Origin of the sequence: Nocardia sp. NPDC049526, from assembly GCF_044465765.1 — a bacterium.
In the GTDB taxonomy this organism is placed as follows: domain Bacteria; phylum Actinomycetota; class Actinomycetes; order Mycobacteriales; family Mycobacteriaceae; genus Nocardia.
The window spans coordinates 289,048-299,314 of record NZ_JBITMA010000003.1; the positions used below are offsets into that span (position 1 = coordinate 289,048).

The 10,267-nt window shown below is 63.8% G+C and carries 13 protein-coding genes and 1 tRNA gene; 5 read left to right on the plus strand and 9 right to left on the minus strand.

The annotated features are described in order from the left end of the window. Positions 1-915: 915 nt before the first annotated feature. The 3 genes from ACIBW7_RS10835 to ACIBW7_RS10845 form a co-directional block, all read right to left on the minus strand. Positions 916-1,119: a hypothetical protein gene (locus tag ACIBW7_RS10835; protein ID WP_397046072.1), complete on the minus strand. Its 204-nt coding sequence runs from the start codon at positions 1,117-1,119 to the stop codon at positions 916-918. Between the two features lie 90 nt (positions 1,120-1,209). Next, on the minus strand, positions 1,210-1,599 hold the full coding sequence (locus ACIBW7_RS10840; RefSeq protein WP_397046073.1) for a hypothetical protein: 390 nt from the start codon (positions 1,597-1,599) through the stop codon (positions 1,210-1,212). A gap of 331 nt (positions 1,600-1,930) precedes the next feature. Beyond that, entirely contained in the window at positions 1,931-2,293 is a 363-nt protein-coding gene (locus ACIBW7_RS10845) for a helix-turn-helix domain-containing protein (RefSeq protein ID WP_357485255.1), read from the minus strand. 1,220 nt (positions 2,294-3,513) lie between these two features. Between ACIBW7_RS10845 and ACIBW7_RS10850 the strand changes: the two genes are divergently transcribed. From ACIBW7_RS10850 to ACIBW7_RS10860, 3 genes are all read left to right on the plus strand, one after another. Further along, positions 3,514-3,741 carry a hypothetical protein gene (locus tag ACIBW7_RS10850; protein ID WP_397046074.1) on the plus strand — a complete coding sequence of 76 codons (228 nt, stop codon included), beginning with the start codon at positions 3,514-3,516 and terminating at the stop codon, positions 3,739-3,741. A 207-nt stretch (positions 3,742-3,948) separates the two neighbouring features. Continuing rightward, a complete protein-coding gene (locus ACIBW7_RS10855) occupies positions 3,949-4,158 on the plus strand; it encodes a hypothetical protein (RefSeq protein WP_397046075.1) in 210 nt (69 codons plus the stop codon). A 243-nt stretch (positions 4,159-4,401) separates the two neighbouring features. Beyond that, positions 4,402-4,554, plus strand: a complete 153-nt coding sequence (locus ACIBW7_RS10860; RefSeq protein ID WP_397046076.1) for a hypothetical protein — start codon at positions 4,402-4,404, stop codon at positions 4,552-4,554. A 134-nt stretch (positions 4,555-4,688) separates the two neighbouring features. On the opposite strand, the gene ACIBW7_RS10865 is transcribed toward ACIBW7_RS10860, so the two are convergent. The 3 genes from ACIBW7_RS10865 to ACIBW7_RS10875 form a co-directional block, all read right to left on the minus strand. Continuing rightward, entirely contained in the window at positions 4,689-5,096 is a 408-nt protein-coding gene (locus tag ACIBW7_RS10865) for a hypothetical protein (RefSeq protein WP_397046077.1), read from the minus strand. A gap of 436 nt (positions 5,097-5,532) precedes the next feature. Further along, a complete protein-coding gene (locus ACIBW7_RS10870) occupies positions 5,533-5,712 on the minus strand; it encodes a hypothetical protein (RefSeq protein WP_357485069.1) in 180 nt (59 codons plus the stop codon). Between the two features lie 67 nt (positions 5,713-5,779). Continuing rightward, on the minus strand, positions 5,780-6,415 hold the full coding sequence (locus ACIBW7_RS10875) for a hypothetical protein (protein ID WP_397046078.1): 636 nt from the start codon (positions 6,413-6,415) through the stop codon (positions 5,780-5,782). A 196-nt stretch (positions 6,416-6,611) separates the two neighbouring features. On the opposite strand from ACIBW7_RS10875, the gene ACIBW7_RS10880 reads away from it, so the two are divergent. Beyond that, a complete protein-coding gene (locus ACIBW7_RS10880) occupies positions 6,612-6,875 on the plus strand; it encodes a hypothetical protein (protein WP_397046079.1) in 264 nt (87 codons plus the stop codon). Between the two features lie 829 nt (positions 6,876-7,704). Then, positions 7,705-8,112: a hypothetical protein gene (locus ACIBW7_RS10885; protein ID WP_397046080.1), complete on the plus strand. Its 408-nt coding sequence runs from the start codon at positions 7,705-7,707 to the stop codon at positions 8,110-8,112. Between the two features lie 334 nt (positions 8,113-8,446). Here the strand turns inward: ACIBW7_RS10885 and ACIBW7_RS10890 are convergent, their stop codons facing one another. The 3 genes from ACIBW7_RS10890 to ACIBW7_RS10900 form a co-directional block, all read right to left on the minus strand. Continuing rightward, entirely contained in the window at positions 8,447-9,490 is a 1,044-nt protein-coding gene (locus ACIBW7_RS10890) for a tyrosine-type recombinase/integrase (RefSeq protein WP_397046081.1), read from the minus strand. Further along, the gene (locus ACIBW7_RS10895) at positions 9,487-9,909 is read right to left on the minus strand and encodes a hypothetical protein (RefSeq protein WP_397046082.1); all 423 of its coding nucleotides are present in this window, start codon (positions 9,907-9,909) and stop codon (positions 9,487-9,489) included. The genes ACIBW7_RS10890 and ACIBW7_RS10895 overlap by 4 nt, the downstream gene beginning before the upstream one ends. Before the next feature lie 170 nt (positions 9,910-10,079). Continuing rightward, positions 10,080-10,161: transfer RNA gene (locus ACIBW7_RS10900), tRNA-Leu, on the minus strand. Positions 10,162-10,267: the final 106 nt, after the last annotated feature.

Consider the following 10,267-nt stretch of genomic DNA (forward strand, 5'->3'; position numbering starts at 1 on the left):
ACGTGCCAGCGGTGACCGCGACACCGTGCGCGCGGCGGCCGAAACCAGGGCTCTCGACCAGCCTTGCGGTCCGGCAACGCAACAGACTGGACCAGATCGAGAACGACGGCTTGCCAACGGCGTCGACGAGTACAGCCCCAGCAGGGCGCTGGTACCGGTGACGATCAAGCCATCCTGCACGAACCGGCCGCACGAACCGGCCGCGGTTCGGCGGCTCGGTGTCGATCCAGCTGGAGGAATTCGCAGGAGTCTACGGCCGGAACGCCCGTCTGTGTCGCCCGTGACCATGCTCGTCACCGGATGGCATTCGGGAACAGGAGACGAGCGAATTCAGCTCCGGTCAGCCGTATTCGACCGCTGCGGTGGTGGCGCGGAGTTGGCGGACACGTTCCGTGCGCAGGGCAAACCAGGATGCTGATGCGAGCAATGCGTGTATTCTGTTGAGCTGTAATGGTTTTCGGGTACTTCGGCGGAAGTAGCTGAGTGGGGGACCGTCGTCGCGTTGTGTCGATTGGTTTGGTTTCGGTCTGTCGCCTGCTTCAAATGGGTTGTGGCATAGGCGGAATCATCGATCGGAATGTGGTCCATTGTGGTGCCGGTCGCATGTTGTGGGCGACCGGCACCGTGGTTGTCAGGGGTGAGGGAGTTGGGGTTCGGCGGTGAGTAGTGAACGGACCCGACGGGTCGGGAGACTTTGATTCGATGGTTCGGGTCGGTCGGGGCTGGGACCGTGCCGTGTAGGTCGGACCCGGAAACTTCACCGGTCCACCTATACGCGAAGCGCTACCGACTGCCAACGAGCGCGAATCTGCTTGCGAAGCAGAAGTTCTAGGCGTCGTGGTCATCGCAGCTCCATTCGGCGAGTTCGATCGGGAGACGAATTTGCCGGCTTGGGTGGCCGCGGTCGGCTTTTGGTTACCAGCTTTGCCGCGCCCGACGGCGGCGGGGTCGGGGTCGGCTGATGTAGTGGCGCCAGCCGCGTCCGGAACCGCCCCCGATTCCCGTGAACATCAGTACTGCTCCGATGAGGAGGATTGCGATCCCCGCGGTGACGAGAAGGGAAATGCCGAGCAGGAATCCGGTCACGAGTAGGGCGGCTCCGAGGATCAGGACGGTCATGTCAGCTACCTGGTTTCAGTGAATAAGTCGGGGGCAGAACAACATCGGTTAGGCGTAGCCTGCGCGTGGGGTGTCGACCGGTGGCGAGAGTCAGTGTTGGAGGACGTTTTTCGCCTCGTCTGCTGCCTGTGGGGTGGACTTGTTCCCGGACCGGCCGGGACGGCGGGGGATTCGGCGCGCGAGGTGCGTGCGCCGGCGGTCGGCTAGTAGCAGCCCCAGCTCGACGAGCCCGATGACGCCGACAGTGATGCCCCAGATCACTATGACGTCTGCGGTGTCGGTGACGTGATAGCCGAACAAGGTCACGTCTCCGGTCAGTGCGTGGGCATCACCGCCGGTGGAGAGCAAGGCCGCGGCCCCGGCGATGATGGCGGTGATCAGAATGAACATGCCGATGACGATGACCATGATGGGGAACCCCGAGCGGCCGGATTGGAACTTGTAGATCTCCAGTAGACGCCGCCCAGAACGCGGTGTCAACAATGTAGGCCTACGATCGAGACATGCAATGTTAACCCCCATGGAGGGGCTGGGGACGCCGTCGTAGCGCGCCGCGGAGGGGGCTGAGCACGATTCCCGCGCCGGTTACGGCCATCCCGGTCGGAAGCGGGTAGAAGACGAGTCGTTCGGTGATTCCGACTTGCAGGCCGATCGTCAGCAGGGCCATGCCGGTGATTCCGGTCGTCGCGCAGAAGACCGACCCAGAAACGATTCCCGACCGCTGGTTGGTCAACCTGATCGCATCGACATGCGGGAGATGTACGCGGAACCGAGGCGTCGTGAGGGTGTCGTCGGTCCGGGTGTCCGGAGATCAATCGGCTGGGGGTGGGCGGTCGTCGAGGGCTTGCTGGAGGTTGGTGTTGATGCGTTGGGCCTCGGCGAGTTGGTCCTCGAGGATGACGATGCGGCAGGCCGCCTCGAGGGGGTTACCGGCGTCGACGAGTTCGCGGACGCGGGCGGCAATGCGCAGTTGGTAGCGCGAGTAGCGGCGGTGCCCGCCGGGGGAGCGTTGCGGGGCCAGTAGTTCGGCGGCGTCGAGGCCGCGCAGAAATGCTTGGGTGACGCCGAGTATTTCCGCGGCACGGCCCATGCTGTAGGCGGCGTAGTCGTCGTCATCGAGTTTGTCGGCGGCGCTGGGGCCGTCGTCGGTGGGGTTTGTGTCGGTTTGCTGCACAGCACCTCTCGGGTGTTCAACGCTGGGAGGCCCCGGCGCGCTGGGCGCCGGGGCCTGGAATACGAAGGGGGATTGACTTCAGTACTGTCCACCGGCCGTGCGGGCCGATGTCCTACACCGCACCCGACACTTCCCGGGACGCGGAACTGCTAGGTGACTACTCAGTGACCACCTCCTGGATTGCCGGACTTGCTTGTTGACCTTGTTCTTCAACCTGATCTTCTTCGTCCCCTCCGGCGGTCCGGCCGATTGCACCGGATTCTCGTCTCCGCCGGAGGGGACGGTGGAACCTCATGTTCCGGGCAGTTCACCTGCCCGGCCACTGGACTTCTCTATTCGAACGACAGTGACTGTATATCGGCACCTGAAGAATGTCTACACCTGCAACGGTATATTTTCTCCTTCCATCGCACCGGCTTACTTCCCGCGCCGTCACCGAGGCGGTGTGTGTGATCAGGACCGCGTGTTCGGGTCATATCGGGGTCGTCGGTCAGTGCCATCAGCGTTGAGAAGTCAGCTTCCTCGGCCTTCGTCAGCTGGTCCGCGATGACACCCAGCGCACTGGTTGCGTTCGGCTGCGCAGGGCCTGGTGCGGGTAAACCTGTTGAGGGTTCGGCGTCGAGTTCGTGGGTCGCGCATGGAATGAAAACATTCATCTGCCAGCGCACTATTCGGTCATCCACCGAGCCTGGGGGGACTCCTCTCAGCGACAACCACTGTTCGCATGGGCTGGGGCGCAGGCGGACTCGCGCGGCAGCGGTTCACGTCGCGCGCCGACGCTGGCGCGTCAGTCCGATGACGTCGATCGCTGGCCGGTGTTGACGTTTTCGCCCGCGTCCTTCAGGTTGGCCTTGGACTGGTCGGCCTATCTCGTCACACACGCTGGCGCTCAGCCGAACTGTTCGACCACGAATTGGCGCAAGTCCGCGCCCTGGCAGCAGTGGCCCGTGGTCGCGGTGGGCTTGTGGAAGGCATCACACGGAAGAGGACGGCGTGCCATCCGTGCTCGCGCTGGTCGCTGACCCGTTGGCCTGCGGTTTGGCCCGGCAGTGAGCAACAGAGCGTCCCCATGCTCTTCGCGGCGGGGTGATCCCGCTCGTCACCATCGAAGTTGATGGTCCACCGGGCTGAACACTGTAGTTCGAGGGTGTAGACCTACATTGTTGACACCACGTGACCGGAGCTGTGTACTTGAAGGACCAACAGATCCGAGGCTCGACATGATCGTCATCATCGCCCTGATCGCCGGCGTAGTCATCGGCGCCACCGGAATGGCTGTGCTCAGCCATCTATCGCGAGATGTCCAGCGTCCCGCCCTCGGCAGCGCCGCGCGCTTTCTCGGCCGGTCGCGTCCTGAAGATACTGCGCTGAGCCGCGACATCAATGAACACGCCGGCGGCTCCCGGCATATCCGCACCAACCCGAGTTGGCGGGATCGACTCGAGTAACCGGACGACCCTCGGCTTCGCCTTCGAGCCCCGGCGCCCGCCCGCTGTCCACATCGGGATATCGCAGCGTCCGGAATATGTGTCGAATGGCGCTCCGGATCCCGAAATCTGCACCAGCAGTGAGACATTTGACTAAATGGAGATAAGGAAATGAGAGATACCTACGCAAACGACACCAGGAGAATGCGCGGAGGTCGTCGTTCGAGAATGACCAGCGTCCTCATAGTGCTGGTGTTCGTGTGGCTGATCATCGGCGCGATCGCTGCTGGGCAACGACACTACTTCGGGAGCACACCGGAGAACTGTGCGAGTGTTGGAACTATCGCGGCAACTATCGTCGCCGGGCCGCTCAACTACCTCGGCATGAATCCGAAAGTCGATAACTGCCACGTCGATGTGCCGCAACCTAGTCCGTAATCGCCATATGGTCGGCGTATCAGTTGCGGGCCGTATAAAATTGTTCACCCTTCGCAGTAAGCGCGCAATGGACCACGATGATGAGTGCACCGCAAAGACTCGACGCGACTACCCCATCAGCACCGGAAAGATCTCTGCCGGACGACGTGATGAGCCTGCCGCAGGTTATTTCCGTGGCGACTGGTTGGGCGCCAGGAGGTAGTGACAGACTGGCTGCACACCTAAGTCGATCAGCTGACCGGGGTGGAGCCGTACACGAAATGTAAGTACCGCGCCTACATCGTCAACGACATCGCCCCGTTCATGGGACACCTGCCTCTCGAAGCCGTCACCCAGTTGACCGACGCCGCATGGGTTTTGCATCTGGAGTGTCCGCTGCGTCCGAGTTATGAGTAGGTCGCATCCCAGAGCGTGCCAGAACAGGGTATCGGGATGCGGGCATACGGTGGGGCGTCCGATTTCCACAGGAACCGACCCCTTGACGTGTTCAGCCAAGGGGTCGGTGGTATCAGGGCTGACGCGGTCGACGATCAGCTCTGCTTCCACTCGAACTGCTTGCCTTCGGACTTGCCGTCGTGGACGGTGTACTCGAACATGACCGCGATCCCGTTGAGACGGCTCAGTTCTTCACCGCTGGTCTCGTAGAAGACCGCGCCTCTCCAGCTGACCGTCCCGGGGCCGGTGAACCTGCCGACGCCCGTACCCCGGAACGTGGCCGTCTGCCCGCTCGCGGTGACGACGAACCCGGTGCCTTCACCGGTGAGCGTGCCGTTGGGGCGCATCGTGCCGACGTAGGTCACCGTGCTGTCGATCTGAACGCCGCAGAGTGTGCCGACTTGATGGTCGGTCACCTCGGTTCGCGGGCCGAGTCCGATATCTCCCAGAACCCGTGTGCTGATTGTTTGACCATTGACTTCTCCGACTTGGTCACCAGGCATGGTGAATCTCCTTGGAGCTGTCGTCATTTTCCTTTCGGATGGTCGCCTTCCACCGTGCTGAACGACGGTGTCCGACCGGCTCCTCAATTCTCGAGGGCGGCCTCGGGTCGCCCGGGCGCGCCCGGCGTGTCGACTAGGGAAACGCTGCCGACATAAAAATCGTAGGTGAGTCCGGTTCTGCGTGGGAGCATGAGCTGGTGGTGGGCATCCGAACCACGACCCGGCACCTTGCGACTCCCTCGAGAGCGGCAGTGCTCAGCGGATCGACCTCGCCATCGAGTTGGGGCACGTCGGGGTCGATGAGCCGTCGCTCGCGAGTAAGGCAGTCAGGTCAAGGACAGTCGATGTGCGCAACCACGATGTTGCCGTCGGACGGCGCCGCAACGCTGACGCGCTGTTGTTACACACTGGTCGTGGGAATTCCGATCCGTGCGGCCTACTCCTCTGGGCGAGCCAGCAGCACACACGACTCCAAACAGGTCAACTCCAGGCGAGCGCCCGGCCGCCAACCCAGGGTGGCAAAGGCATGCTTGTCCAGCACGCGGCCCGCCTCCCCGACGGTGCACATCCCGTAGACGACGTCACCGGTCGGCGACACGAACCGTGTGGTTCGCAAGCATGGGTCCGTGGATGAGTTCCTGCAACGGTGACTGCGGCGGGACGACGGGCGCGATCATCACCGATCACCTCCGCCAGCAAACTCTCCGGAGATCGCCGACGACGTGGAATCCGGCGGATACGCCACCGGTGAGCTCCTCGAGCCGATCGACACTCGCCGAACCGCCCTCGGAGATGAGCGCGCGTACCAACGCCAGCGATGTCGCGGTCGCGCCCTGAAATACCCGGACAAGTAGATCGACGTCCCAGATAGCCCATTCGACCTCGCGCCCGCGGCCGACGTTGACCCGCACGGTCAGCGGATCCGACGGTACTGGCGTGGGTTTGGCGCTCGATGGAAACCGTGGTTCGACCATCGGGAACAGGCTGATCCACCGATCTTTCTCCTCGGAATTCTCATATAGCAGCCGTGCGGTGGTCTCGCTGCCCGGCACCACCTGGGTCTCGACCGTGACCAGATGGCCATATGGCTTGGAGCCGGCGGCGGTGGTGAAGCTGTGCGACACCGCAGTGACAACCAGTTCCAACGTGTTGCCGGGACCGTCGAAAACCAGCTCCTCACCCACCCGCGGCAGCGCCATCGAAGTCGCGACGAAACTCGAGGACGCATCATCGCTTTCGTCGTAGGGTGCGGCCGGAACATCGACAAACACCACGTACCGCATCCAACCGTAGGGAACGGGCACCGAGACCTCAGACATGTTGCCGGACAATACAATCCGGATGCAGTGCACGGATCACCTTCGGCTACATTTCGGGGTGTGGGGTCACTGACGGGCGGCGGCGACCACGGGGCGCGAGGAACATGTGTCAGCAACGTCCCTTCAGGGTGCCTTCTACGCATAGGGTTTCTCTGTTGATCAGTACACGCCACATTCCACTCGAGAAGGGGTACCCATGATTCACCGAACCGCGGCCGCTGCGCTGGCCGGACTGTTCACCCTTGCCGCGCTCGGCACCGCTGCCGGTGTCGCCGCGGCGACACCACCAGGGGCCGGCCACGTTCCGGGCGGCGGCATAGTGCTGATCCAGGACAAGAAGGACGGCACCAGCACGGACGGCGGGAAGGGCGGTAAGGGCGAGAAGGGCGGCAATGGCAAGAAGAAGTGGGACGGCAAGAAGGGCGGCGGGAAGGGCAAAGGCAAGAACGGCCCTGCATGAGGACAGCAACGCCGAACCCGACGACAACGACAAGCCCCGATCGCGACGCCGGTCGGCGATCGGCTCGCGGTCCTCGTCGTCCGGGTGGAAGAACCTCTCCGGCTCACCCTCGACAACGCCGGGAACCGGCCGTACTCGACCGCGCCCTCACCACGCACAGCCGCACATGAAACCACCAGCGGCGCAACGGTGCTCGGCATTCCACCGAATCAACAGAACAAACGATCGGTCCGTCGAAACGGTTGCTGAGCGTGACTTTCTCGTCACGCGCCACATCGCGGCGTGAGCCGATCCCGCAGCGTCTGTGAGTGAGCCACTGCCCTCGTTGGAATCGGAATCGCGTCCGGTTGGGGTACACCCCCGGCGTCACACCTGCACGACGACAAAGGCGCGTCAGAATAGGCCCGACTACCAGTGCTTTCCTGACACCTGTCAGGCTGCTCCTCAGACCTCTCACCCTGACACCCGATGGTCGGGGCGTCGCCCCGCCCGAAATTCGGCGAGTTCTAGCGGAACCCCTACTCGATAGCGACGGAAAAGCCCTGGAGCGCATCGCTTCAGAGCTTCGTCCAGAACGGTCAGCTCGTGGCCGGCGCGGCGAGACCCGCGCCCTTGAGGGGGTAGCGGTAGCATCGGCCGAATTTCGGGCGGATATGGGGGAGGCCAATGTTGATTTGCCGGGTCTGCAGAATCCGGTCCAGTGGGGGTGGCGAGCTTGGTTTACTTGATCTTGGAGATTCGCCCTGGACGACGACTACGAGATCAGCGCAGCGTGTACCGGCGGTTCGAGGCTCGGTGGCGGTGCGCTCACACAGTGAGGACGCGAACCATGGCTGATTTGACCGAAGGCACGTACCAGATCTACAACCTAGGCACCACCGACCACGCCATGAATGTAGAAGACGGGGGCGTGACCGTGTGTTTTTCTATGGGCGTGGCGGAGCAGTACTGGACGCTGACGACGGCGAACGGTACTTTCCAGATCACCAACAAACGCACGGGCACTCAGCTCGCACTCCCTGCAGTTGAGAGAGGTGCCCTCGCCGTATGTGATGGCCATAAGGCGACGAACTGGGAGATCCCTGGTGACCCTGATAAGGGAACAACCGTGGGCATACCTGGCACTGACCTGTACCTCGGCCCGGCCCTTCAGGATAAGCCGTGGTGGATCCAGCTCCAGGTACCTGGAGCATTTGTAGACAGCAATCTCATATTGTGGCGCTTCCAGCGTGTGTAAACGTCGCGGCCAACACACGCCGGAGAGGAAACACTGACTGGGCAGGCCCGCGGCGCGCGGTCGGTTCCGGCTCAGCCGCACTGAAACCGCATGGACGGCGGCCAGTAGCGCCAGGGGTGGGATGATCGCACCTGCTGCGGCTACCGCTGGGAGGGCGGTGTTGTGCAGGAGGGCTTGGGTGGCGTTGCCGGTGGCTGCTGCCGTGAGCACGGTCCAGAAGAAGGCGTGTGCACGCGGCTGGCGGGCGGTCGGTGCTGGCCGTGCGGTGTGCACGCCGCCGTGAGGCGAGTCGATGGATGCGTCAGGCATGGAACAGCTTCCTTGTGCGACGTGTTCAGCGTGCGGACGGACTGTGTGCGCTGGGCTGGTGTGCGGGCACGAGCGGGTGCGGTTCGCCGGTCATGACCGACAGTGCGGCGGCTACTTCCTGTAGGTAGGACTTGACGTAGGTGGCGGTGGTGCCGCTGTTCTTGCCTCGGTGTCCGGCGTACTCGCGGGCGACGGCGTAGCTGAATGTGCGTTCGACCCAGGTGAGGGTGGTATGGCGTAGCCAGTGCATGCCGATGCCCTGGGTAGCGACCCACGGCAGGACCTCGCCGACCCGGCGCCAGATGTAGTCGAAACGCCGTGCGGTGATGGGCTTTCCGTTGCGGTAGCGCAGCAGTTGCCCCGACTGGGGGCTGTTGCGGTGGGCGGCGTGGTCGAGCAGATGTCGCATCAAGGTCACCGACACCGGTTGCCACCGGCCTGTGCCGTCCTTCTCCCGCAGATACACCAGGCATTGGTCGGGGTCGAGGTCGTGTGGGCGCAGCGCGAGCGCACCGCCTTGGCGGCAGGCGGTTTCGATATGCAGACGCAGGATCAGGGCGTCGAGTTCGGGGTCGTCACCGGTGGTGGCCGCGGTCTGGCAGATCTGGGCCAGCTGGCCTGAGGGGATCGCGTATCGGTGGGAGGGGCGTCGCACCGGGATCGTGAGTTGGCGGGCGGGGTTGTCGCACGGGCGGATCCACCCGTGGTCCTCGGCGTAGCGGTACACGCAGCGCACGGCGCTGATGAAGTGCTCGACCGCGCTCGCGCCGCCGCGGGACGCGCGGTTGACGCGGGCGCCGAGTTGGATGGCGCGTGCCATCTCGTCGAGGTCGGGTTTGGTCACCTCGTCGAGGTGTCGGTCTGGCCACTGCTGTTCCAGCCGGCCGAGGTGGGTGCCGTAGGTGCGTTTGGTGCCCGCCTCGAGTGTTTCGCGGACGCGGGGAACGACCTCGGCGAATGTCGGCACCGTGGCGCCGACGGTGACGAGGTCGGCGGGGGAGACACCCATCTGGGTCAGCAGCAGCCGTGCCGCTGCGACGGTTTCCGTACTGGCGGGCGGTGTGTTCATCGGCGCACCGCCTCGAGCAGTCGCAGACTCGCCGCGCACAACTCGTCGAGCGCCGCGGGCGAATGGATCAGCAACTGGTTGCGGGTGCGATGCCCGATCAACAAGGTGCGGTCGCCGACGAACAAGCTCACCTGCCGTCGCAGCCGATACGGGATACGGAAGTACCCACCCGCGGCGATGGTGGTCTGTCCGTCGAAGGCGGGTCGGGCCAGCAGCACTCCAGCATCGAGGTGGGTCAGTTCCAAGCGCCTGCCCGGTCGCCAGCCGAGGGCGGCGAAGCCGAGCTTGTCGAGGACGCGGCCGCCGTCGCCGACGGTGCAGATCCCGTAGACGACATCACCGTCGGCAGGGCGCACCGTCGGGGTTGTCGGGAGGGCACCGTGGATGAGTTCCTGGGGCGGGATGACGGACGCGATCATCGGCGATCACCCGCGCCAGCAAACTTCCCCGAGGGGGTAGAAATGACGGATTCTGGCAGATCTGCCAATAATCGGTGCAGGTCAGAACGTATTTCCACTGGTCGGCTCCCGTGTGTGCAAGGGCACTCGCACACAGAGCACGGATTTCTGTCACGTTTGACGTGAATCTGTGCGCGAGAGGGGACTTGAACCCCTACGTCCGTGGACACCAGAACCTAAATCTGGCGCGTCTGCCAATTTCGCCACTCGCGCTTGGTGGTACGACCGTCCAAACTCTACCGGGCTCGACCGCCATCGCGAAGCGCAGCCCCGGCATGTCGTACTCGCCGGTAACTCCACCTGGCATTATAACGATTCG